This window comes from Noviherbaspirillum album (genome assembly GCF_035916955.1).
GTDB lineage: Bacteria > Pseudomonadota > Gammaproteobacteria > Burkholderiales > Burkholderiaceae_D > Noviherbaspirillum > Noviherbaspirillum album.
This window is the reverse complement of sequence record NZ_JAWIIV010000012.1, coordinates 54779-80195: the sequence shown is the minus strand read 5'-3', so window position 1 is coordinate 80195 and position 25417 is coordinate 54779. Positions and strand designations below refer to the sequence as shown.

At 60.0% G+C, this 25417-nt stretch carries 22 protein-coding genes; 11 read left to right on the top strand and 11 right to left on the bottom strand.

What is annotated here, in order from left to right; genetic code table 11:
* The first annotated feature begins 224 nt into the window (after nt 1-224).
* Both RY831_RS15695 and RY831_RS15690 read left to right on the top strand, forming a co-directional pair.
* Nucleotides 225-2843 (top strand): chemotaxis protein CheW, encoded by a 2619-nt coding sequence (locus tag RY831_RS15695; protein ID WP_326507310.1) that lies wholly within the window; start codon nt 225-227, stop codon nt 2841-2843.
* Nucleotides 2840-3400, top strand: coding sequence for a hypothetical protein (locus RY831_RS15690; protein WP_326507309.1), 561 nt, complete (start codon nt 2840-2842; stop codon nt 3398-3400). Before RY831_RS15695 ends, RY831_RS15690 begins: the two co-directional genes overlap by 4 nt.
* Here the strand turns inward: RY831_RS15690 and RY831_RS15685 are convergent, their stop codons facing one another.
* The gene (locus tag RY831_RS15685; RefSeq protein WP_326507308.1) at nt 3401-4315 is read right to left on the bottom strand and encodes a LysR family transcriptional regulator; all 915 of its coding nucleotides are present in this window, start codon (nt 4313-4315) and stop codon (nt 3401-3403) included.
* A gap of 112 nt (nt 4316-4427) precedes the next feature.
* On the opposite strand from RY831_RS15685, the gene RY831_RS15680 reads away from it, so the two are divergent.
* A complete protein-coding gene (locus RY831_RS15680) occupies nt 4428-5066 on the top strand; it encodes an NAD(P)-dependent oxidoreductase (RefSeq protein ID WP_326507307.1) in 639 nt (212 codons plus the stop codon).
* 94 nt (nt 5067-5160) lie between these two features.
* Here the strand turns inward: RY831_RS15680 and RY831_RS15675 are convergent, their stop codons facing one another.
* Together RY831_RS15675 and RY831_RS15670 are read right to left on the bottom strand one after the other, a co-directional pair.
* On the bottom strand, nt 5161-6210 hold the full coding sequence (locus RY831_RS15675) for an AbrB family transcriptional regulator (RefSeq protein WP_326507306.1): 1050 nt from the start codon (nt 6208-6210) through the stop codon (nt 5161-5163).
* A 90-nt stretch (nt 6211-6300) separates the two neighbouring features.
* Nucleotides 6301-7263, bottom strand: a complete 963-nt coding sequence (locus tag RY831_RS15670) for a tripartite tricarboxylate transporter substrate binding protein (RefSeq protein WP_326507406.1) — start codon at nt 7261-7263, stop codon at nt 6301-6303.
* 285 nt (nt 7264-7548) lie between these two features.
* On the opposite strand from RY831_RS15670, the gene RY831_RS15665 reads away from it, so the two are divergent.
* From RY831_RS15665 to RY831_RS15650, 4 genes are all read left to right on the top strand, one after another.
* A complete protein-coding gene (locus RY831_RS15665; protein WP_326507305.1) occupies nt 7549-8229 on the top strand; it encodes a response regulator in 681 nt (226 codons plus the stop codon).
* On the top strand, nt 8226-9665 hold the full coding sequence (locus RY831_RS15660) for a sensor histidine kinase (protein ID WP_326507304.1): 1440 nt from the start codon (nt 8226-8228) through the stop codon (nt 9663-9665). The genes RY831_RS15665 and RY831_RS15660 overlap by 4 nt, the downstream gene beginning before the upstream one ends.
* A gap of 230 nt (nt 9666-9895) precedes the next feature.
* Nucleotides 9896-10870: a CAP domain-containing protein gene (locus RY831_RS15655; RefSeq protein WP_326507303.1), complete on the top strand. Its 975-nt coding sequence runs from the start codon at nt 9896-9898 to the stop codon at nt 10868-10870.
* 269 nt (nt 10871-11139) lie between these two features.
* Nucleotides 11140-11361, top strand: a complete 222-nt coding sequence (locus RY831_RS15650) for a hypothetical protein (RefSeq protein WP_326507302.1) — start codon at nt 11140-11142, stop codon at nt 11359-11361.
* Nucleotides 11362-11792: 431 nt separating this feature from the next.
* Here RY831_RS15650 and dcd read toward each other — a convergent pair whose 3' ends face one another.
* The 8 genes from dcd to rpmH all read right to left on the bottom strand — a co-directional run bounded on the left by dcd (nt 11793) and on the right by rpmH (nt 18839).
* The gene (dcd, locus tag RY831_RS15645) at nt 11793-12428 is read right to left on the bottom strand and encodes a dCTP deaminase (RefSeq protein WP_326507301.1); all 636 of its coding nucleotides are present in this window, start codon (nt 12426-12428) and stop codon (nt 11793-11795) included.
* A 2-nt stretch (nt 12429-12430) separates the two neighbouring features.
* The gene (locus RY831_RS15640) at nt 12431-13750 is read right to left on the bottom strand and encodes a hypothetical protein (protein ID WP_326507300.1); all 1320 of its coding nucleotides are present in this window, start codon (nt 13748-13750) and stop codon (nt 12431-12433) included.
* Nucleotides 13751-13763: 13 nt separating this feature from the next.
* Nucleotides 13764-14207, bottom strand: coding sequence for a hypothetical protein (locus RY831_RS15635; protein WP_326507299.1), 444 nt, complete (start codon nt 14205-14207; stop codon nt 13764-13766).
* Nucleotides 14208-14811: 604 nt separating this feature from the next.
* Nucleotides 14812-16194, bottom strand: a complete 1383-nt coding sequence (mnmE, locus tag RY831_RS15630) for a tRNA uridine-5-carboxymethylaminomethyl(34) synthesis GTPase MnmE (RefSeq protein WP_326507298.1) — start codon at nt 16192-16194, stop codon at nt 14812-14814.
* Between the two features lie 141 nt (nt 16195-16335).
* Nucleotides 16336-17994 (bottom strand): membrane protein insertase YidC, encoded by a 1659-nt coding sequence (yidC, locus tag RY831_RS15625; RefSeq protein WP_326507297.1) that lies wholly within the window; start codon nt 17992-17994, stop codon nt 16336-16338.
* Between the two features lie 29 nt (nt 17995-18023).
* Complete coding sequence (gene yidD, locus RY831_RS15620) at nt 18024-18284, bottom strand: membrane protein insertion efficiency factor YidD (RefSeq protein WP_326507296.1); 261 nt, start codon at nt 18282-18284, stop codon at nt 18024-18026.
* Nucleotides 18281-18673 carry a ribonuclease P protein component gene (gene rnpA, locus RY831_RS15615; RefSeq protein ID WP_437126277.1) on the bottom strand — a complete coding sequence of 131 codons (393 nt, stop codon included), beginning with the start codon at nt 18671-18673 and terminating at the stop codon, nt 18281-18283. The genes yidD and rnpA overlap by 4 nt, the downstream gene beginning before the upstream one ends.
* Before the next feature lie 31 nt (nt 18674-18704).
* Nucleotides 18705-18839: a 50S ribosomal protein L34 gene (rpmH, locus tag RY831_RS15610; protein ID WP_057289000.1), complete on the bottom strand. Its 135-nt coding sequence runs from the start codon at nt 18837-18839 to the stop codon at nt 18705-18707.
* A 446-nt stretch (nt 18840-19285) separates the two neighbouring features.
* Between rpmH and dnaA the strand changes: the two genes are divergently transcribed.
* From dnaA to RY831_RS15590, 4 genes are all read left to right on the top strand, one after another.
* The gene (gene dnaA / locus RY831_RS15605; protein ID WP_326507295.1) at nt 19286-20704 is read left to right on the top strand and encodes a chromosomal replication initiator protein DnaA; all 1419 of its coding nucleotides are present in this window, start codon (nt 19286-19288) and stop codon (nt 20702-20704) included.
* A 245-nt stretch (nt 20705-20949) separates the two neighbouring features.
* Entirely contained in the window at nt 20950-22056 is a 1107-nt protein-coding gene (gene dnaN / locus RY831_RS15600; protein WP_326507294.1) for a DNA polymerase III subunit beta, read from the top strand.
* A 245-nt stretch (nt 22057-22301) separates the two neighbouring features.
* Nucleotides 22302-24800: a DNA topoisomerase (ATP-hydrolyzing) subunit B gene (gyrB, locus tag RY831_RS15595; RefSeq protein ID WP_326507293.1), complete on the top strand. Its 2499-nt coding sequence runs from the start codon at nt 22302-22304 to the stop codon at nt 24798-24800.
* A gap of 246 nt (nt 24801-25046) precedes the next feature.
* Complete coding sequence (locus RY831_RS15590; RefSeq protein ID WP_326507292.1) at nt 25047-25415, top strand: DUF6402 family protein; 369 nt, start codon at nt 25047-25049, stop codon at nt 25413-25415.
* Nucleotides 25416-25417: the final 2 nt, after the last annotated feature.

Here is a 25417-nt window from a genome sequence, read left to right as displayed (position 1 = left end):
ACCGCCTTCAAGCCGGGGCTTTTGCTTCCGCCCCGTCCCTCTCGCCGGCAATCGGGCAGGCCCGGCGAAAACCAACATTGGAGGGCGCAATGACAAGGAAATTCCCGGGCTGGCCTATTAATTGCAAGATTGTTGCAGTGCACTAATTTGTGTCGCGATGCCGTTGGGTCTGTCCTATCCGGGCGGGCCGCGAGCTGTGCAAAAACAATATAAGGACAGCTGCCATGCGTGGAACCACACCCTTACCTGTTGACACCTTTCTGCCGTACATGCGCGATGTGGTGCGCTGCGAGCAATCGCTGCGCGAACTCAACCTGATGTGGCGCATGATCGAGGCTTCGGCCAAGATGAATTGCCCGGTCGAAGCCAAGACCATCCTTCCCACCATGGCAGCCACTCGCGCCGGCTTCAACCGCCTGGAACACGAACTCGTGCACAGCCTGGTCGGCGAGAAAGTCGGCAACGTGCTCGACGAGATCGCCACCAAGGCACAATATGTGATCGATATCGTCGTTCGCAACCTCTACGAGCGCACCGCCGATGTCGGCTTTCTCGCCACCGACCGCGAACTCTGCGCCTTCGTCGCCGGCGTGCACGACAATGTGGATGCCATCCGCTACCGCCTACGCGCCTACCGCAGCAAGTACACCGTCTACGATGAAATTTTGTTGCTCGATACCGCCGGCAACGTGCTGGTCCAGATCGACGAGGCCTCGCCCATCGAAGGCAGCACCGATCCGCTGATCGCAGAGACGCTGGCCGCCGACGGCTATGTCGAAACCTTCCGCGCCACCGACCTGCGTCCCCACAAGAAGCAGGCGCTCGTCTACTCGCGGCGCATGCTCCATCCCGACACCGGCGTGCCGGTCGGCGTGCTCTGCCTGTGCTTTCATTTCGAAGAAGAAATGGCCGGCATCTTCCGCTCGCACCGCGATGCCGACGAACGCGCCAACATGCTTCTGCTCGACGGCGACAACCGCGTCATCGCCAGCGCCGACGAACTCTGGATTCCGGTCGGCGCCACCGTTCCGGTCAACCGTTCGGCCGAACCCCGGCTGCTGGTCCATGGCGGACGCGAATACCTGGTGCGCACCCTGGGCACGGCCGGCTACCAGGGCTACATGGGACCGCCCGGCTGGCAGGGCCAGGTCATGATCCCGGTCGACGTCGCTTTCCATGGCGGGGTCTCCAATGCCTTGTCCACGCTGGATCCGGCAATCGCCGAGGGCCTGCTGTCGCATGCGCGATCGTTCTGCCCGCCGCTGTTCGAGATCATGACCGCCGCCGACACCATCCGCCGCGTGGTCTGGAACGGCCAGGTCATGACCGCCGGCCAGCGCGGCGAACTGCTCAAGCTCAAGACCATTCTCGACCAGATCAGCGAAACCGGCATGCGCAGCAACGAACTGTTTTCGCAATCCATCCGCGACCTGTATGAAACCGTGCTCGCATCGAGCCTGCGCGATGCCGAATTCGTATCGCACCTGCTGGTGGATTTGCTGGACCGCAATCTGTACGAACGTTCGGATGATTGCCGCTGGTGGGCGCTGACACCGGAATTGCGCACCGCGCTTGCCGCCGAGGAAAGGGACCTGGAAACCCTGGAAAACCTGACCGCGATCCTCGACTACATCAACCGCCTCTATACCGTCTATACCCGCATCTTTGTCTACGACCGCGAGGGTTGCATCATTGCCAGCACGCACGAGATGGAAAACGGCGTGTCGGTGGTCGGCACGAAGGTCGATGCCGCCGTACTGTCGAATGTGCTGGCCCTGCGCAGCGAACAGGATTATTACGTGTCGCCGTTCGAGCGTACGCCGCTGTACGGCGGCCGGCCTACCTACATCTACCATGCCGCCATCCGCGACCCGCAGAACGACAGCGTGGTGGTCGGCGGCATCGGCATCGTGTTCGACGCGCAGCCGGAATTCGAAGCGATGCTGCGCGGCGCGCTGGCCGACAAGCAAGGCATGACGGCCATGTTCGTCGACCGCCGCGGGTGCGTGATTTCCAGCACCGATCCCTCCCGCCCGGCCGGCACGCAGCTCGATCCCGATCATGACATCGACCGCAAGCTGCTGGCGCTTGCCAATGGCAGCAGCGCCTCGCGCATCCTGGTGCACGACGGCCATTACGCGATCATGGGCTGCACGGTATCCGACGGCTACCGCGAATTCAAGGTAAGCGACGGTTACCGGGAAGACGTCATTGCGCTGGTGTACGACAGCTTCGGCGAGGTGCGCGAACGAGGCGGCGCGGTCAATCGCGAGGATGCGGTGATCGAGAGCGACGTCACGGCGACCGGCGGCATCGAATATGCGACCTTCTACATCGACGGCATGCTCTTCGCGATGCCCGCGGCGCAGGTCATGGAAGCGCTGCCGGCCTCGGAAGTGTCTCCGGTCTCGATGGGCGGGCGCGCCGAGCGTGTCGGGGTGCTGGCGCTGCAGCGCCACGGCGAGAGCCGGCATTTCGTCTGGGTATTCGACCTGCGGCACCTGATGCGCGGCGCGCCGGCGCAGATCGAGGCCGGCAGCCAGGTGATCGTCGTCAGGCACAACGGCCAGGACATCGGCCTGCTGGTCGATGAACTGCACGGCGTGCCGGAATTCCGGCCGTCGCAAATCATTCCGACACCCTTCGCCGCAGCAGCCGAGGGCCTGCTGGTCAAGCAGGTGATCCAGGCCAATGAAGGCCGCCTGCTGGTGCAGGCGCTCGATGTGGCGCAGCTGTTCGCCTGCCTCAAGGATCCCGCCCTGCCGACGGTGCTGAACCTGTCGGATGCAACACATTTGAACCTGATGCAACCTGAAAATGAAACACTGGAGAATGCAGTATGAATGCCGCTGATGAATATCTGCTGGGCGACAGCGCCTTGTATGGGCGACTGTGCCTGATCACCGAACTGCTTGGCCAGTTCGTCGCCAGCGCGCCGCGCGCGGTCAGCCTCGCACAACTGGAACAGCGTACCGGGCGGCCCGCCAGGGAACTGGTCAGGCTGTGCAGCATCCTCTGCCGCGAACAGGTGCTGCAGGTGATGCGGCCTGACGCGGGCCAGCCGCAGAGCTGGACGCTGGCCTGCGAGACCAGCCAGCTGACGCTGGAAGACGCGTTCCGCTGCGCGGTAGCGGAGCAGGCTTCTCGCGCGCGTTCCGCGAGGCAGAAGGCCGCCAAGGCTGCCAGGGGTAGTGGTGCCGAACAGCAGGACGCGGTGCATCCGGAAATCGGCATGCTGGTGATGCAGGCGACGATGGGCATCAATCAAAGCGTGTTCCAACACCTGCGGCAGTTTTCGCTGGACCGGCTGAAGGTGACTGCGGCCGGCATGTTTTCGTCAAGGCGCTCGTCCGACGATGGCCTGCGCGCTTGGCCGCCGGCGCGGTTGTCGTTTTCGTAATCAGCCTTCGTCGAGATACCCGCGATAGAAATCAATGAAAGCCCGCACCCGGGCCGGCATGTGCCGGCCCGGCGGCACCACCGCGTAAATGCCGCCCTGCGGCAGCGACCACTGCGGCAGCAGCCGCACCAGGTAGCCGTCGCGCATCCCCTCCTCCGCGCTCTGTTGCGCCAGCACCGATACGCCCGCGCCTTCGCGCAGCAATGCGCGCAGTGCCGCCGGCGAATTCACCCGCATGCGCGATTTCACCTGCACCGAGCGCGTCTCGCCGCCGCGCGACGTGAATTTCCAGGTCAGCGGCGTCGGCAGCAAGGTGAGCGCCAGCCATTCGCAGCCCGCCAGGTCTTCCGGACGGCGCGGGCGGCCATGCCGTTCCAGGTATTGCGGCGAAGCCACCACATATTGCGCGAATTCACCGAGCTTGACCGCGCGCAGCGAGGAATCGCGCAGCCAGCCGTAGCGGATCGCGAGATCGATCCCTTCTTCCACCAAATCGGCCACCGTATCGCCGGCGCGCAGGTCGAACTGCAGCGCCGGATGCATCTGCGCGAAGCGCGCAAGCGCCGGTGCCACCGACAGTACCGCCTGGTCGACCGCCGCCGTGACGCGCAGCATGCCGCTCAGCTGCGCGGGCTGGGTCGATTCCTGGCCGGCCTGCGCCACCGCATGTTCCAGTCCGTCGATCAGCGGCCGGCATTGCGCATGCAGCGCGCGGCCGGCGTCGGTCAGGCTGACGCGGCGGGTGGTGCGGTGAAACAGCGTGGTGCCGATCGCCTGTTCCAGCCGGCTGACGAGGATGCTGACCCTGGCCTTGGCCACGCCCAGGCGGTCGGCGGCGGCGGTGAAACTGCCGCTGTCGACCACCGCGTCGAACACCAGCAGGCTGTTGAGATCGATCTGTCCGAGCAGTGACATGATGGCGGCATTGATAAGGATCCGATAACAATGAATTATCAATGCAGGCGTTTATCGAATCAATGGTTTCCGCGATGATGCCCGTACTTCATTTACCTTTTGGGAGACAGACATGAACATCGCATTGATCGGCGCCACCGGTTTCATCGGATCCGCCCTGCTTAGGGAAGCGCTTGCGCGCGGACACCGGGTATCGGCGCTGGTGCGTCATCCGGAAAAACTGGACGCCGCCGCCAACCTGCGCCCGGTCGCCGCCGACGTGCTCGACCAGGCCGGCCTGGCCGAGCAGCTGGGCGGGCATGACGCCCTCGTCAGCGCCTTCAGCGGCCATGCCGCCGATGATGTGTTCGGCTACTACGTGAAAGGCTTCCGCGCTATCGTCGGCGCGGCGAAATCGGCGGGCGTGCCGCGCCTGCTGGTTGTCGGCGGCGCCGGCAGCCTGGAGGTCGCGCCCGGCCTGCAGGTGCTCGATACGCCCGACTTCCCGGCGCAGTACAAGCCGACCGCCGAGGGCGCGCGCGAGGCGCTCAAGCTGCTGCGGCAGGAAGAGACGCTGAACTGGACCATGCTGAGCCCGTCGGCGATCATTGCTCCCGGCGAGCGTACCGGCCGCTTCCGCCTCGGCAGCGATCAGCTTCTGGTCAATGCCGCCGGCGAGAGCCGCATCTCCGTCGAGGATTATGCAGTGGCGATGATCGACGAACTGGAACGGCCCAGCCATGCGCGCCGCCGTTTCACCGTCGGTTATTGAGCCTGATCGGAATCGATTCGGGGGCGGTGCGGCGGCCGCCGTGAAGTTCAGGAATGTCTCCTGCATCTGGAGCGGCGCCGCGGCCCGCTCCTTTTTACTTCCTGCCGTACCGCCAGCGCTGTCCCAGCCGGAACAGCGGACCGATCATGATGACCAGCGACGCCAGCCGCGTCACGTGAAAGGCGGTCACGATCGGCACCCCCAGCTGCAGGGTCTTCGCGGTAAGGCTCATTTCCGCGATGCCGCCGGGCGAGGTGGCCAGTATCGCGGTCGCGGGATGAATGCCGCTCACCGACGACAGGCCGAAGGCAAAGCCCGCAGCGATGCCCAGAGCGGCCAGCGTGCACAGCGCCACGCTGGCGAGGTAGCGCGGCGCGGTGTGCAGGAATTCCGGCGTGAACCGGGTGCCCAGGGAAATGCCGATGAACAGCTGGCCCAGATGCACCATCCATTCCGGCAGCGCCGACAGGTTGAACCCGGACGCGGTCAGGACGATCGCCACCGCCATCGGCCCCAGCACCCAGGCATTGGGCGACTTCAGGCGCTTGAACAGCAGCGCCCCAAGCGAAGTCAGCGCGATCAATGCCAGCAGGCCGCCGGCGTGAACCACCCGTGCGCCGGGCACGAACACATCCAGGCCGTGCACGCCGGCGAACTTGAACAGGAAGGGAATGATGATCACCACCATCATGATGCGCAGGCTGTGCGAGGCGGCGACGCGGTCGACCTGCGCGCCGTGGCGTTCGCCCTGGCTGGCCATTTCCGACGCGCCGCCGATGGCCATGGCAAAGAACGCGGTGGTGCGATCCACGCCTGACAGCTTGTGCAGCAGCCAGGCGCAAGCCGCGCCGAGCAGCAGTGCGAACGCCACCCCGGCGGCGATAAAGCCGACGTAGGACACCAGCACCTTGACCACCGCCGGCGTGAAATAAAGCCCGAGCGCGGTGCCGATCGCCCACTGGCCGCCCTCGCGCACCTGCACCGGAGCCGACAGCCGCAGGCCGGCCATGCAGGCGGCCGCCGTGCTGCAGAGCGGCCCGATCATCCATGGCAGCGGTGTTTGCAGCCAGGCGCAGAGCAATGCGGCCACCAGGCCGATGCCGAGCGCCAGAAGAAAGGATTGCCGGTTTTTAAGAAATGCCATGATGCGGTGCGTGGCTTGTTGCCGTAACGATAGGGGGCGGGAGATGTCCGCCGCGCGAAAGATGGTGTGTGGTTGCCGGTACGGCGCCTGCTATCTCGACAATCCCAGTTCCTTCGCTTGCCGCCCGTAGTCGTCGACAGTCTTGCGGACGTACGTGGTCAGCGCATCGCCGGTCAGCGCAAACGGATACAGGCCGTGCTCCGCCCGCTGTGCGTCGAATCCCGGCTCCTTCATCATCCTGTCGAAGGCGCCCACCCATTTGCGGTACTCGGCGTCAGGCACGCCGGGGCCCATGTAGAAGCCGCGCACGATCGGCCAGGTCACCTCGAAGCCCTGCTCGCGCGCGGTCGGCACGCCCGACAGCACCCCCGGCAGGCGCCGGTCGCTCATCACGGCCAGCACCCGGATTCCGCCATTGGCCGCATACAGCGCGGCCTCCGATGCATCGCCCGAGACCGCCTGCACATGCCCTGCCAGCAGGGCGGTAATCGATTCCCCGCCACCTTCGAAAGCCACGAAACGCAGCTTCTTCGGATGAATGCCCGCCTGCCTGGCAATGATGGATACCTTCAGCCAGTCCTGGCTGCCGGCCGTGCCGCCGGCGCCGATCGAAATTTTTCCGGCATCGCGCTTGAGCGCATCCAGCAGGTCGGCCAGCGTCTTGTAGGGTGAATCGCTGCGCACCGCGATCATGCCGTAATCGGCGCCGAGCGCCGCCACCCAGCGCATGTCCGCCGCCGAGGCATTACCGTATTTGCCCTGCGCCAGGTTGAGCAGCGAACCGCCCGAGAACACCACCAGCGTATCGGCTTCGGCGCGCCGTTGGGTGAGCATGGAGTTCCATGCCACCGCGCCGATGCCTCCCGGCAAATAATTGATCTGCAACGCCGGATCGACGCCGGCCGCTGCGGATACCGCACTCAGCCCCTTGCGCGCCAGCTTGCAGGTCAGGTCCATGCCGCCGCCGGGCTTGGCGGGGACGACGCATTCCGGCCCGCGCGCCGTCGCCGGCGACGCCGCCAGGACGGCGGCACACCATGCCGCCGCCAGCATTGCCCTTGCCGCGCTTTTCCTGTTCACTTCGTCCCCCTTGCCGGTTTCATCATTGCGCCAATGCGCGCTCAAGGCATCGCTGCCCGCTGCGCCGATTATCCCGCATCGCCGGCCGCCAGGCAGGCAAGCTTTTGCAAGCGCAATGAAATGCGTATCATGAGCGGCGCAGCGCGGGCAGCGACATGTTGCCGCCGTTGTCGCGGGCAACATAACCGCCGCAGCTTTCAAACCGCTTTCAGCCGGACCGCAGCCGGCGCGGCTTTCCTTATCAATCGAGACACCACCATGCGAATCCTCCTGGTCGAAGATCATGCCGAACTCTCGCGCTGGATCAGCAAGGCGCTGCAGGATGCGCGCCTGACGGTCGAATGCGCGATGGACGGCGCCGACGCAGATGCCCTGCTGCATACCCAGGAATATGCGCTGGTGATCCTCGACCTGACGCTGCCGCGCATGGACGGTCTCGAAGTGCTCAAGCGCCTGCGCGCCCGCGGCAGCAAGACGCCTGTGCTGGTGCTGACCGCGCGCGGCGGGCTCAGCGAGCGCGTGCAGGGCCTCAACCTCGGCGCCGACGACTACCTGCCCAAGCCCTTCGAGCTGGCCGAGCTGGAAGCCCGGGTCAAGGCGCTGCTGCGCCGCTCGCAGGGCAACGAAGCCGTCATCCTCAACTGCGGCGCGCTCGCCTTCGACACGGTGTCGCGCATGTTCACCTACGGCGGCGCGCCGCTGGCACTGACGCCGCGCGAGCATGCGGTGCTCGAAGTCCTGCTGACACGCGCCGGCCGCGCCGTGTCCAAAGAGAAATTGTTCGATGAAGTGTTCGCGCTCGACGACGATGCCAGCACCGACGCGATCGAAATCTACGTGCACCGGCTGCGCAAGAAGCTCGAACGCGGCGAAGCCGGACGTGTGGCCATCACCACGCTGCGGGGCTTGGGTTATCTGCTGGAAGAAAAATCGCAATGACCGCACCGATCGAACGGGCCCCGCTCGGCAGCCTCCGTTCGCAACTGCTCCGCTGGCTGCTGATTCCCCTGGCCGCGCTGGTGGTGATCGACGCGGTTTCCGTCTACAACAATGCGCTCGAAGCCGCCGACCAGGCTTATGACCGCTCGCTGCTGGCGTCGACCCGCGCACTGGCCGAACGCGTCTCCATCGCCAACGGCCGGGTGGTCGCCGACGTGCCCTATGTCGCGCTCGACAGCTTCGAGACCGATACGCTGGGACGCATCTACTACCGGGTCACGGGCGTCAAGGGCGAGCATGTGTCCGGCTACGAAGACCTGCCCGCGCTGCCCAGGCACGTGGCGCGCTCCGATGCCTATCCGGCGCTGGTCTATTTCTACCATGCCACCTACCGCACCGAGCCGGTCCGCATCGCCGCGCTGTATCAGCCCGTCTACGACGATTCGATGCGCGGCATCGCGCTGATCCAGGTCGGCGAAACGCTGGAAGGCCGGCACGAACTGTCGCGCAAGATCCTGCTCGATACGCTGGCGCGCCAGGCGCTGCTGGTGCTGGCGGCGGCAGTGCTGGCCTGGTTCGCGGTGCGCTTCGTGCTGCGTCCGCTGATGCGGCTGACCGCGGACGTGGAGGCGCGCTCGCCCACCGACCTGTCCAATTTCGACCCCGACCTGGTGCATCGCGAAGTCCGTCCGCTGGTGGCCGCGATGAACGGCTACATGGCCCGCCTGCAAACCCTCATCTCCGGCCAGCGCCGCTTCATCGCCGATGCGTCGCACCAGCTGCGCACGCCGCTGACCGTGCTCAAGACTCAGGCCGAGCTGGCGCTGCGGGCCAACGATCCCGAAGCCATGCGCGACATCGTCGAAAGCATCGCCCGCACCACCGATGCCACGGTGCACCTGGCCAACCGCCTGCTCACGCTGGCGCGCGCCGAGCATGGCGCCGTTGCCGCCGACCTGCAGCCGGTCTCGCTGGTGGAAACCGCGCGCCAGGTCGGGCTCGACCTGGCGGTGCAGGCGGTGCGCAAGGACATCGATCTCGAGCTCGAGGCCGCCGGCGAAGTCATGGTGCTGGCCAATCCGCTGCTGCTGCATGAGCTGATTTCCAACCTGGTCGACAATGCCATCCGCTACACACCCGCGGGCGGCAAGGTCAGCCTGCGCGTAAGTGCAATGGGAATGGGCATGGGCATGGAAGGCGGCCTGCTGGAAATCGAAGACAACGGTCCCGGCATTGCTCTGGCGGAACGGGACAAGGTATTCTCGCCCTTTTACCGGGCGGCATCGTCGCAGGCCGCCAATGCCGACGGCAGCGGACTTGGCCTGACCATCGTGCGGGATATTGCCGCAATGCATAAGGCCGACATCAAATTATCGGATGGCCGCCACGGCGCCGGCCTGAAAGTCAGCGTCCGCTTCCCGCCGCTTGCATCCTGATATCCTGATCTGGGCACGGGCTTGGCGCGATTGGCCGATTGGCCATCGCGTTTCGCCTCTGGGATAAATCAACGCGCACGGGCCGGCTCTCCACTAAGGTGGGAAGCCGTGCCGTCATGCCGCCGATAATTTCTAGCCGGGCTGCAACCGAATGTAAAACCGACCGTCTAACCGGCGTTTTGTCTTTACGGTATGCCGATCAAGCCTACCCACTTTGAAAAGGATTTCTCATGGGGCGAACACCGCGCTCGATCTTTCCCCTTCTTCTCGCATCGCTGGTCCTGACCGCCTGCGGCGGCGGCGGCGATGACAACGGCAGCGTCACCACGTCCGCCAATGCCGCAGCCTCAGTCGCTCCCCAGGACACAGGCGTTCCGGCGGCCACCGGCAATACCGCCACCGACGGTTTCAACTGGTTCAACTTCCGTCGCCGCCAACTCGGCCTGCAGGTGCTCAACCGCAATGCCCAGATCGATGCCGCCGCCCTCGGGCATTCGATCTATCAGCGCGACAACGACATCATTACGCACGAGCAAACCCAAGGCAAGGTGCCATTCACCGGACGGACCGCCGGCGACCGCCTGCGCGCTGCCCGTTATACGATTCCCGTCAATGGTTTCGCCTACGGCGAAGTGATTTCCGCCACGACCGACACCTCCGGCTTCAATGCCGCCGAGGATCTGATTGCGGCCATCTATCACCGCTTCGTGATCTTCGAGCCGCTGTTCAAGGAAGCCGGCGCCGGCGCCGCGGGCCGCTCGGGCGGACTGACCTACTTCACCACCAATTTCACCGCGATCGGACTCACGGGCGGGCTGGCGCAAGGCAGCATCGTTCAATATCCGGTTGCCAACCAGACCCGCGTGCCGCGCAATTTCTTCAGCGACAATGAATCACCTGACCCGGTGCCCAATGCCAATGAAGTCGGCTATCCGGTCAGCGTGCATGCCAATATCACCGACATCCTCGACGTGCAGACCTTTACCATTACGCCGCGTGGCGGCAGCCCCCTGCCCGCCCGCATGCTGAGGAAGGCGGACGACGTGCACACGCCCGATTCGGCCGCGGCCATCGTCCCCCTTTCGCCGCTGGCCGGAAATACGGTCTACGACGTCCGCTTCGTCGGCAGGGTATCGGGAGTCGGCGACAACGGCACGCCCTGGTCCGCCAACATCGACCGCAGCTGGTCGTTCACGACGCAGTAGCAAGGCGAGTAAGCAGCGCATCCTGAACCGGGATCCGGGATTCGTCCCGGCCGGTTTCGGCACGGCACCCCTAAAGGGTGCCGTTTTGTTTTGCCCATCCTCTTGTTCACATTTCCTGTGTCCAATCCTGTGGATAAGCCTGGGTCAACTTGACTAGTGCCTTGTTTGTAAAGGATTTTTTCTGCATGGGCAAAATAGGGGCAGGTGCGAACATCTGGCTGTTCGCATAGTCCTACATCGACTTGAAGACTTGAACAAAGGAGAAGGCCATGGCAGCAGTGAAATACACCAAGGCAGATTGGGTCGCGCAGGCTGACATCCAGGAATTGGACAACGGCCAGTTCCAGGGAGTGGTGCTGGTCAGCCGCGAACATGGCAATTCAAGCGAGGAAGCCCGGCATACGGTGGCCGCCCCTTCCGACAGCCCGGAACAGGCGCTCGAGCAAGCCACCGCGCTCGCCCATCGTCTTCTTGCCGATGTGACGGTCTAAGCGGCTCGTCCGCGCAGCTCGGCTCCGCAACTGATCCACATTCTTCCTCCCGTCTTGTTCACATTTTCCGTGGACAAGGGTGTGGACAAGTGGCATCTTATTTCTCCAAGCCAATGATTTTGCAGAGTATTTCCGCATTGAACAAAATCAAGGCTGCGGGAATGACTTTTGCATCGAATACCGGCAAACGATCACAAGGAGCGCAACATGTTTGATATCGCTATCGCGTTTGGCAGTTATTTCGTCCTGATCGGTACCACCTTGATGATGCGCCGTTCGCTACGCCTGCGCGAAGCGCGCATCAGCGAACGGCAGCGCAGGCGGTGATTATTCGATACAGAAGATAGTGAGGAGCCTTATAGGCTAGTAGCTATAGGCTGTTTCTAATAAATGTACGATTTGTGTACTAAAGTGTGTACTAAAAAAATCTCTTATGGGTTTTTTCGCTTTGGAATAAATGCATCATCACCTTTTGCAATATTGCCCCCAGAAGGCTCAAAACTCATATCAAATTGGCTCTTAAGCCCTATTTGATCTTGTTCGGCATTTGTTGCAGACAACTCATAAAAAGCGATCTGGGCAAGCCGTAGACCAGGATAAATCCGCATTGGAACGTCGCCCAAATTTGCAAGCTCTAACGTCACGATACCTGTATAACCAGGATTTACAATCGTAGCGGTTGCAATGCTGAGTCCTTCTCTAGCCCATGAGGATCGTGCGGTGACAACGCCTTGAAGGTCGTACGGTATTTTGACCCATTCAAGTGTGGGAACTAAGGCTAACGTTCCGGGATGCAAAAGAAAAGACTTTAGGAACGGTACGTCGAAGCGCTCATGTTTTTGTTTCTTGTCACGAATAGTGTCGTGATCACTTGGCGCTGTTGATTCCTTAAGATAACCATACGGATCAACATGAGATTGTGCCCCGGCGCGAGCTAAAAGCACAACAGTACCCATACGAAGATCAATTGAAGTGGGGCCAAGCTGCTTATCTGAAAGTATTGGAGATACATTCAGATCCCCACTTCTCAAGCGGGAGATTATTGCACTGCGTGAAAGGGCTGCCATTGCTATTCCGCGTGAAGTTTTATTGCGCGCTGCTGCAAAATTGCGTGTTCACATAAACGATTGATATCGTCGAAGGAAATTTCTTTTATACTGCGAGACGCAATCCAACCAGCGAATAAAATATGTCTGAAGTCAATAATTTCGCATATTGGCTTCCCTTCATCGCTCATCTCAAAGCCTGAAGGCGCGACGCGTGTTGAAACTTGGCAATACAATTTTGCAAGAGTTTTTGCGTCTGGAGTTTCATAGCATGCAGGAGGATGAGCTTTCAGCAATACTTGAAGCTCATTAACCGTCTTCAATATTTGAGCGTCTGAAAACAAGTCATACCAAGGCTCGTTACGCTTATAGCTATGCAATGTAGACCAAAAATCATCAAATTCTTTTTGAATGTCAGGATTTTCGAATTTGAGCTTATCGTAGCCAAGGACACGTATTGCAGACAGCATTAGATTTATTCTACAACCTGTAGGCGGATGCTCATCCCCGACATTGTTGCCAGAAGGCATTAGACTTGAAAGAAGTTGCCATAGTGCAGCCACGAAACTAGGCCCGAACGTAGTCAGTCCGATGAGATCGCATGTAAGTTCTTCTATCCAAGCCGCTAAACTAGCATATTCTTGGAAAAAATTACTTTGGTTTAACCCCCAGTTGGTTGCGTACCAATTCAAGGTATCCTTGATGCCTTGAGGTGCGTCGGGCGAGTATAGCCATGCAGCAGTTGCTGCCTCATCTACAAATTTTGGGTTTCCATCAAGCAAATTATCATAGATTATCTGCTGAAGCCTTTTTTCATGTTCAGAGCCGCGCCAAATCGCATGACCTAGTTCGTGCCCAAGCACTGGATGCAAAAGAACAAGGTGTTTAAAAGAACGAGGGAAGATAATAGTTAAAATACGTCGCTGCGCTGCTGCTGGTCGCTTCTGCTCGACATCAATTGCATATTTATCTAATCCCCCACCAGAAATGACATGCACCTTAGGCGGTGTATGAGGATTAGTAATTGTGGTCTCTGTACAGATTTTTTCTGCAATGACTTTCAACTCTTCAACAAATGGCCAAGAATACTCACCGATAGAAGAGCGTTCAATGTGAGCAATCAGTTCGGAAAGCTCAGTAAGTAATGCCGCTGTATTTGCTAAGGCATCATGATCATCATCAAGGCAGCCACACAATTGTTGTTTAATGAAGTCGAGACGAACTTCACATTCTTCGAAGAACGCCCGACTCCCTTCAATACCGTATTCGTAACGTAATGTCTCTTGTAGAACTGATCTAACACTTTCACATTCAAGCAAGAGAAAATTTTTAGGAGAATGCACTAAACAAGTTCCATCAAAGAGCGTTGCTGAGTTGCCCAAAGAATTTTTTAGCCCGTATTACTTTTTCTTCCTGAAGCGGAAGATCTCCGGGTACGACTAGCCATCTCAATGTATTTTGAAGCTCAACGACAGCCTCAGCTTCGCCAACATTCTTCCCAAAAGAAGCTTCAATTGAGCGATGTACTGCATCTTTTATATCGACATGCCAAGAATCTTCTTTTGATAAAGAAAGTTTCGAAGTCTTAGGTTTTTCAAATGCAAAGACTCCCTTTCTTGGTTCATCAAAAAAAGTGTTATTCCTAAACATTTCTAGTACGCGAAATAAGTTCTCAAGTGGAACCTGAGCAGCTGGCGTACGTGCTTCAGATGGTGCATCAAAATAATCAGACGCCATAGCCGCAAACCGCTTGCACAAAAAGTTGCTTTTATCTTGGGATTGTACAGTTACGACGCTCATTATTATCTCCTTTGAACATATACCAGGGACTTACCATTACCGATTCCAGAATCACAATTGAAGTTCAAATTTTGTTGAAATCCACTTTTACTACAAAACCTTGCTTACTTCTTATTACTATGCAAATATAAAACCGGACTTGAGTGATCTCATTTGTGCCACAAGTTTTGCAACGTTGAAGAAATAATACAACTTTTTGAGCGTGAATATTTCCATGGCGCAATATTTTTGAAGGTGAGTAACACTTGGTGCGGAATTGCGAGAAGTTATCAAAAATATAAAATCAACTCAAAAAGTTATAAAAATTATAAAATTGTGGGGTGAGAGGTTGACATATTAGTGCAGGAGTGTAGCTCTAAACCACTAATTCTAAAAGAGCAATCTGATAGACAATTGTTGCTCTGATCGAAGTTTTTGGCGGTCAATTCTTTTTTGCAATTTTGTAGGACAAACACCATCTTTAGTTGCAGCCTAGAACTCTAATGTAGTTTTACCAAACTATTACTTTGTGCTAATTGAAAGCAAAAGAGTTCGTAATAACATCTAAATAAATTTGAGGAATATATTCAAATTTGGGCATAGATTGGCATCCTTGGGCAACAATCTATTTCCCGATACAGAAGCGGCTGAATATCACCCCTAGCAGGTCGTCGGAGCTGAATTCTCCGGTAATGCTGTTGAGCCGTTCTTGGGCGATCCGCAATTCCTCGGCCAGCAAATCCAGCGCCTGGTCGCTGGTCTGGCTGCCCTGGACCACATACTCGGCAGCCATGTCGAGGTGCTCGCGGGCCGCCTTCAGCGCCAGCAGATGCCGTTCGCGCGCAAGAAAACGCGATTCCCCGGTCTGCTGCCAGCCGGCCACGCGCAGCAGTTCGGTGCGCAGCAGGTCGATGCCGCGGCGCTCGGCCGCCGACAGGTAGATGTGCGTCGCATCGCTCATGCAGTCGACCCCCGGCTTGTGGCCGGACAGGTCGATCTTGTTCCAGATGCGCAGCACCGGCACGTTCGGCGGGAAGCGGCCGACAATCTCTTCGTCGGCCCGCGTCGGCCCGCGGCTGGCGTCGAGCAGGTGCACGATCACGTCGGCCTTGCGCACCTCGCCCCAGGTACGCTCGATGCCGATGCGCTCGACCTCGTCGCCGGCATCGCGAATGCCGGCGGTATCGATGATGTTGAGCGGGATGCCCTCCATCTGTATGGTTTCCGTCACCTTGTCGCGCGTGGTGCCGGCGATCGGCGTCACGATCGCCACGTCCGCTCCCGCCAGCGCGTTGAGCAAGGACGACTTGCCCACGTTCGGCTGGCCCGCCAGCACGACGTTCAGCCCGTCGCGCAGTAGCGCGCCCTGCGACGCATTCTCGAAGATCTCTGCCAGGTTGGCGCGGATGCGCTCCAACTGGCCGCGCGCATCCGATTTTTCCAGGAAGTCGATCTCTTCCTCGGGAAAGTCGAGCGTGGCTTCCACCAGCATGCGCAGGTGAATGACCTTTTCGACCAGTTCATGGATGGCTTTCGAAAACACGCCCGACAGCGACTCAGAGGCCGATTTCGCGGCCGCTTCGGTGGAGGCTTCGATCAGGTCGGCCACCGCTTCCGCCTGGGCCAGGTCCAGCTTGTTGTTGAGGAAGGCGCGGTGCGTGAATTCGCCGGGCTGCGCCAGCCGCAGGTCGAGATCGGCGCCCGCTTCCAGGCAGCGTGCCAGCAGCATCTGCATCACGACCGGGCCGCCGTGGCCTTGCAGTTCCAGCACATCCTCGCCGGTATAGGAATGCGGCGCCTTGAAATACAACGCCAGACCCTGATCGATGATGCTGCCGTCGGCATTGCGGAACGGCAGATAGGTGGCGTGGCGCGGCTGCAGTGCGGTGGTACCGCAGACGGCCGACATGACGGCCTCCAGGTTTTTTCCGGAGACGCGCACGACGCCGATGCCGCCCCGCCCGGGCGCGGTGGCGATGGCGGCAATGGGAGAAGAGTCGTAATTCATGAACCGATTGTAGTTTTCGAAGTTTGCGGCCTGCAACTGCGGATGCGCGGCGCGGTGCCGATTTGCCACAAAGATAGGGGCGAAAGCAGCAATAAAAAAGCCCGTGCGGCGCACGGGCTTGCGGTCAGCGGCCGGAAGGGATTATGCCGTCTTGCCGCTTTCGATGTTCTTGGTGATCACCCACTGCTGTGCGATCGACAGCACGTTGTTCACTACCCAGTACAGCACCAGGCCGGCCGGGAAGAAGAAGAACATGACCGAGAAGGCGATCGGCATGAACATCATCACCTTGGCCTGGATAGGATCGGGCGGCGTCGGATTGAGCTTGGTCTGGATGAACATCGAGATCGCCATCAGCACCGGCAGGATGTACCAGGGGTCGGGCGCGGCCAGATCCTGGATCCAGCCCAGCCACGGCGCGTTGCGCATTTCCACCGATGCCAGCAACACCCAGTACAGCGCGATGAAGACCGGGATCTGAACCACGATCGGCAGGCAGCCGCCGAGCGGATTGATCTTCTCGGTACGGTACAGCTCCATCATGGCCTGGTTCATCTTGGCCGGATCGGATTTGAAGCGCTCGCGGATTGACTGCATCTTCGGCGTCACGGTCTTCATCTTGGCCATGCTGCGATAGCTCGCGGCCGACAGCGGGAAGAAGGCCAGCTTGATCAGCACGGTCAGCGCGATGATGGTCCAGCCCCAGTTACCGAGCACCTTGTGGATCTGCACCATCAGCCAGAAGATTGGCTTGGCAATGATGGTGAGGATGCCGTAATCCTTGACCAGGTCCAGGCCGGGAGCCAGCTTTTCCAGCGTGTCCGATTCCTGCGGGCCCGAATACAGGCGCGAATCGAGCGCCGCGGTGGCGCCGGGAGCGACCGTGCCGACCGGCAGGATGGTGCCGGCGGAGAACAGGTTGTCGCCGATTTTCTTGGTATAGATTTCACGCGCCACGTTTTGCGGCGGCAGGATGGCGGTCACGAAATAATGCTGGACCAGCGCCACCCAGCCATCGTTGGCCTTGGTCACATGCTTGGCCTTGCCTTCGGCGACCTCGTCGAAGGTCATCTTCTGGAATTTCTCGGTTTCGGTATAAACCACCGGACCGGTGAAGGTGCTGTAGAAGTAGGATTCGCCTTCGAGCGCATTGCCGTCGCGAACCAGCTGCAGGTAGAGCGACGGGTTGATCGGCGCGCCGCTGTTGTTGACGACTTCATGCCGGGTGCCGATGGTGTAGTCGCCGCGCTTGAAGCTGAGCGTCTTGATCAGCTTCACGCCGCCCTGCTCCGCCTCGAGCACTAGGTCGACCGTTTCGTTGCTGCCGAGCGCGCGCGGCCCCGGGCGGGCGGTAAACACCGACTTGTGATTCGGGTAATCGCCGCCGATCAGGCCGGTCTGGCCGAGATAGGTATGGGTGCCGCCGGACTCGAACAGCACCATGTTTTTGGTCGGATCCACCGCGTCCTTGTGCTTGAGCAGCTCCAGGCGCTTGATCTCGCCGCCCAGGGTGTCGACATCGACCTTCACGACGTCGGTCGTGATGGTGATGATTTCGCTCTTCGCGGCAGGCGCGCCAGAGGGGACTGCCGCGGCAGTGGCGCCCGGAGCGGTTCCCGCGCTGGACTGGGGCACGTCACCCTTGGTCGGGCTGCCGCCCGCCGTGGCCGGCTTGGCCGCTTGTTGGGTGATGCCCGGAAAGAACATCGAGGGATTGCCGTTGTAGCGCATCCAGTTGTCCCACAACAAAAGCAGGGACAACGAGAACACAACCCACAGGACGGTACGTTGGATATCCATAAATAGTGTCAGTCAGTGGTCAGGAAAATTCAGTGATGATGGCAGCCGCAGCGTTTGTCTTCCGGTGCGGCGGTTTTCTTTTCAGGCACCGGATCGAACCCTCCGGGATGCCATGGATGGCATTTGCACAAGCGCTTCGCCGTCAGCAGGCTCCCCGTTCCCGCGCCGTGCTCGCGGATGGCTTGCGTCGCGTATTCGGAACAGCTTGGATAGAAACGGCATTTGGGCCCGAGAAATGGGCTGATGCCCAACTTGTACGCGCGCAATAGTAGCAGCAAAAGCGATTTCATTTCCGCGCTCGCGATTCGGAAGGCAGCTGGGAGTGCAAGAGCTGCATCAGCTCGGCGCGCAGCACGGCTTTCAAGGCGGAGGTGGTGGCCGGTCCGGCCTTCGAGTTCACGGGCTTGGAGAGGCGGACGATGCAGTCGAGCGCCGGCAGTTCCGTATGGCGGAACAGTTCGCGCGTGACGCGCTTGATGGTATTTCGGGTGACCGCGCGCGGCGCAAAGCGCTTGGCCGCAACGATACCGAGCCGGGCATGACTCAATTGGTTATTGCGCGCGTAGAGGACGAAGTGCGCGGTCCGGTAGACGGGCCGCAAACGAAAAACGGATGAAAAATCATCCGTTTTAACGATCCGCCGATCGCGTGCATAGCTGTGTGAACGAGCTTCGCCCACGGCCGGCAGCGTCGGTTGGCTTGATGCGGGCTTAGACGGCCAGGCGCTTGCGGCCCTTGGCGCGGCGAGCGTTGAGGACAGCGCGGCCACCGCGGGTTGCCATGCGTGCGCGGAAGCCATGAGTGCGCTTGCGGCGGACGACGGAGGGTTGGTAAGTACGTTTCATGTTGGTCTCGCTATTCGGCAAAAATGGGTGGAATCATCAGCGGCCCATTCTTGTTTTGTGCGCTACACACAAAACGCAACAGGCAGTGAACCCGCAATTAGACACTGATTCCCATTTCCCTGTCAATTATTTAGGCACGCCGGAACATGAAAAGGCATGATGCCATTGCCCGAAAGGCATCATGAACAATGCGTATATATTTCATTGCATCAATTAAGCACAGGCGTGCGGATGAAGGCGGGGATGCCCAAATTCCGAGCGATGGCAAGCAATTTATTGTGTAGGAAAAATGATGCAGCCTGTGGATAACTCGGGTTCCCGAGGTTAGAATAGCTCTCCCGTGTGGACCGTTCCGGATGTCGGGAAGCCTCTTTTCCCCAGTTTCGAGCGGGTTCGGCCGGACGCAGGCCAAGTTTGTTCCACATAACAAGACGATAGAAAAGTACATGGAAGATTTTTGGCAGACTTGCTCTGCGATGCTGGAGCAGGAACTCACGCCGCAGCAGTTCAGCGCATGGATCAAGCCGCTGGCCCCGCTCGACTTCGAAGACGGCCGCCTGCGTATCGCCGCGCCGAACCGCTTCAAGCTCGACTGGGTGAAAACCCAGTTCGCCGGCCGCATCACCACCCTCGCGCATGAATACTGGGAAGCTCCCATCGATGTGCAGTTCGTGCTCGACCCGCGCGGCAATGCCATGCGCAAGCCGGCTTCCGCGCCGTCTTCGTCGGCGGGCAGCCTGTCTTCCACCGGTCACGGGCAGAATAGCCAGGGCAGTCCGCTGGATGACATCCCGGACCCGATCGAGCGCGCCGACATTGTCATTGAGGACACGAAAAAGCGTGACCAGAGCAAGATCAACGCGGCGCTGACCTTCGAAAGCTTCGTCACCGGCAAGGCCAACCAGCTGGCCCGTGCGGCAGCCATCCAGGTCGCCAACAATCCCGGCGTTTCCTACAATCCGCTGTTCCTCTACGGCGGCGTCGGACTCGGCAAAACCCACCTGATCCATGCCATCGGCAATCAGCTGCTTGGCGAGAATCCCAACGTCCGCATTCGCTACATCCACGCGGAACAGTATGTTCGCGACGTAGTGACCGCTTACCAGCGCAAGGGTTTTGACGATTTCAAGCGTTATTACCACTCGCTCGACATGCTGCTGATCGACGATATTCAATTCTTCGCCGGCAAGAGCCGCACGCAGGAAGAATTCTTCTATGCGTTCGAGGCGCTGATCGCGGCGAAGAAGCAGATCATCATCACCAGCGATACTTATCCAAAGGAAATCAGCGGCATGGACGACCGCCTGATTTCCCGCTTCGACTCCGGCCTGACCGTCGCTGTCGAGCCGCCGGAGCTGGAAATGCGGGTTGCCATCCTGCTCAAGAAAGCGACCCTGGAAGGCGCTGTGCTGTCGGACGACGTGGCGTTCTTCGTCGCCAAGCACCTGCGCTCCAACGTGCGTGAACTGGAAGGCGCATTGAGGAAGATCCTTGCCTACTCTCGTTTCCATGGCAAGGATATTACGATCGATGTTGTCAAGGAGGCATTGAAAGATCTGCTTTCGGTCCAAAATAGGCAGATATCGGTCGAGAACATTCAAAAGACGGTCGCCGACTTCTTCAACATCAAGGTCGCCGACATGTACTCGAAGAAGCGCCCGGCCAATATTGCCCGTCCCCGCCAGATTGCGATGTACCTGGCCAAGGAACTGACGCAGAAGAGCCTGCCCGAAATCGGCGAACTGTTCGGCGGCCGCGACCATACGACGGTGCTGCATGCGGTGCGCAAGATCGCGGCCGACCGCAGCAAGAATCCGGAGGTCAACCACGAACTGCACGTGCTCGAACAGACGCTCAAGGGATGATTCGCGGATGAGCCGCCGCTGCCCGGCAGCTTGTGGATAAGTCGCATGCCGGGCGGGTGGAGCCGCCTTGCCACTCAGTCAACAACCAGCCCTTCTATTTCATTGAAGGGAACCTTTTTCTGTCAGAATAGAGGGTATTTAGCGCTAACGAAATTCGGCCCGCGCCGCTTCATGTACAAACCGGGAAGCGGCCAGCCTGTTCTCCGATTCACAGCATCGTCTCAACTCACACAAGGATAAAAAGCATGCAATTGGTGAAAACCCAACGCGACACGCTTCTCCGGCCGCTGCAGATTGTGAGTGGTATTGTCGAGCGTCGGCACACGCTGCCGATTCTGGCCAATATCCTCATTCGTAAGGACGGCGAAAAGGTGTCTTTCCTGTCGACCGACATCGAAGTGCAGATCACCACGCATGCCGACGTCGGCGTCGGCGGCGAAGTGGCGGCCACCACGGTGGCGGCCCGCAAGCTGCTCGATATCCTGCGCGCGCTGCCTGATTCCGGCGACGTCACGCTATCGCTGGCCAACAAGCGCATGACCGTCCAGTCCGGCAAGTCCCGCTTCTCCCTGCAGACGCTGGCCGCGGAAGAGTTTCCGACGGTCGCCCAGGCGGAACAGTTCAATGCCAAGGTCACGCTGCCGCAAAAGACGCTCAAGCACCTGTTCAACATGGTCCATTTTTCGATGGCCCAGCAAGACATTCGCTATTACCTGAACGGACTGCTGCTGGTGGTCGACGGCAAGAACGTGATCGCGGTCGCAACCGACGGCCATCGTCTCGCCTTCTGTCAGGTAGAGACCGACCAGGACTTCGCGCGCCAGGAAGTCATCATCCCGCGCAAGACCATCCTGGAACTGCAGCGCCTGCTCGAGGACAGCGACCAGACGGTCGACCTCGAGATCGCCAACAACCAGGTCAAGCTGAGCTTCGCCGACATCGAGCTGATATCCAAGCTCGTCGAAGGCAAGTTTCCCGACTACACCCGCGTGATCCCCAAGGGTTACAAGAACAACTTCACGATCGACCGCCAGACGCTGCTGCATTCGCTGCAGCGCGCGGCCATCATGACCAGTGACAAATTCAAGGGCGTGCGCTGCATCATCAGCCCGGGCAGCCTGAAGATCAGCTCGACCAACGCCGACCAGGAAGAGGCGGTCGAAGAACTCGAAATCGATTACGGCGGCGACAGCATCGATATCGGCTTCAACGTGACCTACCTGCTCGACGTACTCAACAACCTCAAAGGCGACAACGTCAACATCGCGCTTGGAGACGCCAATTCCTCGGCACTGGTCACCGTGCCCGAGAACGGCGATTTCAAGTATGTCGTGATGCCGATGCGTATTTGATGCATTGAACAAGGAAGCAAGCAAAGGGGGCCGCCGCAGTCTGGCGAGCCCCTTTGCCGCATTTATGAAATATTCAATTCCTGGCTGCCGGGTGCCCGCCCGACGCACGCAACGGAGGAAGGGCAGCGATTTCCGCGCCGGAGACAGTTCCGCGCACCCTTCCCCGGCCGCCCGCTTTCGCAAGACGCGGGTGCCAGCCGCCAGATCGTTCTTTTAGCCGTCATTCGTTTCATCAGAAAGCAGCCATGTCCGCGATTCCTCAAGAAACCATCCCGCAACCGCAACAAAGCCAGTACGGCGCCTCCTCCATCCAGATCCTGGAAGGATTGGAAGCGGTACGCAAGCGCCCCGGCATGTACATCGGTGACACGTCTGACGGCACCGGCCTGCATCACCTGGTCTTCGAAGTGCTCGACAATTCCATCGACGAGGCACTGGCCGGTTACTGCAGCGAAATTCACGTCACGATCCATTCCGACAACTCGATCTCCATCACCGACAACGGCCGCGGCATCCCTACCGGCATCAAGTGGGACGACAAGCACGATCCCAAGCGCAGCGCCGCCGAAATCGTGATGACCGAGCTGCATGCCGGCGGCAAGTTCGACCAGAATTCGTACAAGGTCTCCGGCGGCCTGCACGGCGTGGGCGTGTCCTGCGTGAATGCGCTGTCCAAGCTGCTCAAGCTGACCATCCGCCGCGACGGCAAGGTGCATGCGATGGAATTCGCCCGCGGCATCGTGCAGAACCGCGAGATGGAAACCGTGGACGGCGTGATCACCTCGCCGATCAAGGTCGTCGGCGAAACCGACAAGCGCGGCACCGAGGTGCACTTCTGGGCCGATGAGGAAATCTTCACCCATGTCGAGTTCCACTACGACATCCTGGCCAAGCGCATCCGCGAACTGTCCTTCCTCAACAACGGCGTGCACATCAAGCTGACCGACCAGCGCAACGGCAAGGAAGAGGATTTCGCATTTGAAGGCGGCACCCGCGGCTTCGTCGAATACATCAACAAGGCCAAGACCGTGCTGCACCCGACGGTCTTCCAGGCCACCGGCGAAAAGATGTCCGAGCAGAACACGCTGATCAGCGTCGACGTCTCCATGCAGTGGAACGATGCCTTCAACGAGCAGGTGCTCTGCTTCACCAACAACATTCCGCAGCGCGACGGCGGTACCCACCTGACCGGCCTGCGCGCGGCGATGACGCGCGTCATCAACAAGTACATCGAGGAAAACGACTTCGCCAAGAAGGCCAAGGTCGAAATCGCCGGCGACGACATGCGCGAAGGCCTGACCTGCGTGCTGTCGGTCAAGGTGCCCGAGCCGAAGTTCAGCTCGCAGACCAAGGACAAGCTGGTGTCGTCCGAGGTGCGCGGCCCGGTCGAGGAAATCGTCGCCAAGACGCTCACCGACTACCTGATGGAAAAGCCGAACGATGCCAAGATCATCTGCGGCAAGATCGTCGAAGCCGCGCGGGCGCGCGAAGCTGCCCGCAAGGCGCGCGAACTGACGCGCCGCAAGGGCATCATGGACGGCCTCGGCCTGTCGGCCAAGCTGGCCGACTGCCAGGAAAAGGACCCGGCGCTGTGCGAGCTCTACATCGTCGAGGGCGACTCCGCGGGCGGCTCCGCCAAGCAGGGCCGCGACCGCAAGTTCCAGGCCATCCTGCCGCTGCGCGGCAAGGTGCTCAACGTCGAGAAGGCCCGCTTCGAAAAGATGCTGTCCTCCGAGCAGATCACCACACTGATCGCCACCCTCGGCACCAGCATCGGCCCGGATGAATTCAACGTGGAAAAGCTGCGCTACCACCGCATCATCATCATGACCGACGCGGACGTCGACGGCGCCCACATCCGTACCCTGCTGCTGACGCTGCTGTATCGCCAGATGCCGCAGCTGGTCGAGCGCGGCCACGTCTACATCGCCCAGCCGCCGCTGTACAAGGTCAAGCACGGCCGCGACGAGCGCTACCTGAAGGACGATATCGAGGAAGCGCAGTACATGATGCAGATCGCGCTCAACGATGCCGCGCTGATCCCGACCGAGAACGGCCAGGCCATCGTCGGCGATGCGCTGGCGGAACTGGTGCGCCAGTACAACACGGCAAATGCCATCATCATGCGCCTGTCGCGCGCGGTCGACGATGCGGCACTGTCGGCAATCATGACCGGCGTGACGCTCAACCTCGACAATGTGGCCAATGCCGAAGCCTCGGCGGCATCGCTCACCAAAGCCATTAACGACCCCGACGTCGAAGTGCTGGTGAAGTCCGACGAATTGTCCGACAAGCACATGCTGCGCATCCAGCGCCGCCACTTCGGCAACCTGAAGATCAGCACCATCGATGCCGATTTCGTCCATGGTCCCGACTACCAGGTTTTGTCCAGCGCCGCCGCCACCTTCAAGGGACTGATCGGCCCGGGCGCGATCGTGCGCCGCGGCCAGGGCGACAAGGCCAAGGAATTCGCCATCCGCGATTTCCATGAAGCGATGGCATGGCTGCGAGACGAAGCCGAGCGCGGCGTTTCCAAGCAGCGCTACAAGGGTCTGGGCGAAATGAATCCCGAGCAGCTGTGGGAAACCACGATGGACCCGGCCGTGCGCCGCCTGCTGAGGGTGCAGATCGAGGATGCGATCGCCGCCGACCAGATCTTCACCACGCTGATGGGCGACGACGTCGAGCCGCGAAGGGCGTTCATTGAGTTGAATGCGCTGCAGGCGGGGAATATTGACGTTTGACGTTATGTTGCAAGGTGCCGTGCAGGCGCCGGCTTAGGCCAATGCGTGCCTGAGCCGGAGATGCAGTGGGACATGGAGAGCCAATCGTCTGTCGATTGGCTCTTTTTCATTGCAAAGCCGGTGAAATGAATCGAGTTGATCGCACCTTGGCAATTTCAGTAGATGTGCAACGTGACGAAGGAAGTATGTTGAATTAATGTCAATCATTTTGCTATGCTTAAACTTCCATCTGTTAAAGGAATGGCAATGGCAATTAGCGAGGCAGTGCGAGATACCTATGCGAGCGTCATGCGCGTCGTCTCTACCGAGGCCGCCACAACGGCACAGTCCAGCGAAGCATGCCTCAGGAATTTTCAGTTGATCGAAATGCCGGGCGTCATGGTCGGCATGAACGCCGGCGTTGGTGCCAGGTTGATGACACGATGGTTCAACAGCCCTTCCTTCGTTCTGCCGTCCTCATGGAGATCAGGCAGGACCGACTTTCGGGCGGTTTCGCGCAAGCGTTTCGATACCGGCATTCTGAAAATGTCATGGCTGACCGGCTTTGCCAGGGCAAGGCAGGCCCTCTCCCATCTGAAGCTTCAGCACGCAAACACCTGCAGCATCAGGATTTAAAC

Coding starts and splice junctions, on each gene's coding strand:
- RY831_RS15695 (WP_326507310.1), top strand. CDS start 225: ATGCGTGGAACCACACCCTTACCTGTTGACACCTTTCTGCCGTACATG.
- RY831_RS15690 (WP_326507309.1), top strand. CDS start 2,840: ATGAATGCCGCTGATGAATATCTGCTGGGCGACAGCGCCTTGTATGGG.
- RY831_RS15685 (WP_326507308.1), bottom strand. CDS start 4,315: ATGTCACTGCTCGGACAGATCGATCTCAACAGCCTGCTGGTGTTCGAC.
- RY831_RS15680 (WP_326507307.1), top strand. CDS start 4,428: ATGAACATCGCATTGATCGGCGCCACCGGTTTCATCGGATCCGCCCTG.
- RY831_RS15675 (WP_326507306.1), bottom strand. CDS start 6,210: ATGGCATTTCTTAAAAACCGGCAATCCTTTCTTCTGGCGCTCGGCATC.
- RY831_RS15670 (WP_326507406.1), bottom strand. CDS start 7,263: ATGCTGGCGGCGGCATGGTGTGCCGCCGTCCTGGCGGCGTCGCCGGCG.
- RY831_RS15665 (WP_326507305.1), top strand. CDS start 7,549: ATGCGAATCCTCCTGGTCGAAGATCATGCCGAACTCTCGCGCTGGATC.
- RY831_RS15660 (WP_326507304.1), top strand. CDS start 8,226: ATGACCGCACCGATCGAACGGGCCCCGCTCGGCAGCCTCCGTTCGCAA.
- RY831_RS15655 (WP_326507303.1), top strand. CDS start 9,896: ATGGGGCGAACACCGCGCTCGATCTTTCCCCTTCTTCTCGCATCGCTG.
- RY831_RS15650 (WP_326507302.1), top strand. CDS start 11,140: ATGGCAGCAGTGAAATACACCAAGGCAGATTGGGTCGCGCAGGCTGAC.
- dcd (WP_326507301.1), bottom strand. CDS start 12,428: ATGGCAGCCCTTTCACGCAGTGCAATAATCTCCCGCTTGAGAAGTGGG.
- RY831_RS15635 (WP_326507299.1), bottom strand. CDS start 14,207: ATGAGCGTCGTAACTGTACAATCCCAAGATAAAAGCAACTTTTTGTGC.
- mnmE (WP_326507298.1), bottom strand. CDS start 16,194: ATGAATTACGACTCTTCTCCCATTGCCGCCATCGCCACCGCGCCCGGG.
- yidC (WP_326507297.1), bottom strand. CDS start 17,994: ATGGATATCCAACGTACCGTCCTGTGGGTTGTGTTCTCGTTGTCCCTG.
- yidD (WP_326507296.1), bottom strand. CDS start 18,284: ATGAAATCGCTTTTGCTGCTACTATTGCGCGCGTACAAGTTGGGCATC.
- rpmH (WP_057289000.1), bottom strand. CDS start 18,839: ATGAAACGTACTTACCAACCCTCCGTCGTCCGCCGCAAGCGCACTCAT.
- dnaA (WP_326507295.1), top strand. CDS start 19,286: ATGGAAGATTTTTGGCAGACTTGCTCTGCGATGCTGGAGCAGGAACTC.
- dnaN (WP_326507294.1), top strand. CDS start 20,950: ATGCAATTGGTGAAAACCCAACGCGACACGCTTCTCCGGCCGCTGCAG.
- gyrB (WP_326507293.1), top strand. CDS start 22,302: ATGTCCGCGATTCCTCAAGAAACCATCCCGCAACCGCAACAAAGCCAG.
- RY831_RS15590 (WP_326507292.1), top strand. CDS start 25,047: ATGGCAATTAGCGAGGCAGTGCGAGATACCTATGCGAGCGTCATGCGC.